The 408-nt window shown below is 68.6% G+C and carries 1 protein-coding gene; it reads left to right on the top strand.

The annotated features are described in order from the left end of the window. On the top strand, window positions 1-408 hold a 408-nt coding region (locus MOV75_RS42020), incomplete at both ends, for a tRNA (adenosine(37)-N6)-threonylcarbamoyltransferase complex dimerization subunit type 1 TsaB (RefSeq protein WP_369010512.1).

Below are 408 nucleotides of genomic sequence, written 5' to 3'. Positions count from 1 at the left end.
AGCGGCCGGCGATTGGGCTGACCACCTTGTCGGCCTATGCCGCCGCCATCGTTGGCCAGAGCAAATCGGCGCCCGTGATCTCGGCGATCGACGCACGGCACGACCATGTCTATTTCCAGATCGTCGCCGGCGACGGCAGCCAGCTGGTGCGACCGAAGGTCGCCAGCATCGACGAGGCGATCACAGCCTCGCAATTCGGCGCGCCGCACCTGGTCGGCAATGCCGCAGGGATCCTCGCCGAGCGCTGGCCGAAGGATGGACCGCAACCTATTGCGGTCGACGCGCAACCCGCGCCCGACATCAGTTGGGTCGCGTGGCTCGGCGCCGCCGCCAATCCCGACACCACGCCGGCACGGCCGTTCTATCTGAAGGCGCCCGACGCCAAGCCGCCGGCACAGCCGCCATTTG

Source organism: Bradyrhizobium sp. PRIMUS42 (genome assembly GCF_023006515.1).
Taxonomy (GTDB): domain Bacteria; phylum Pseudomonadota; class Alphaproteobacteria; order Rhizobiales; family Xanthobacteraceae; genus Bradyrhizobium.
This window is presented reverse-complemented; position numbering and strand designations above follow the sequence as displayed.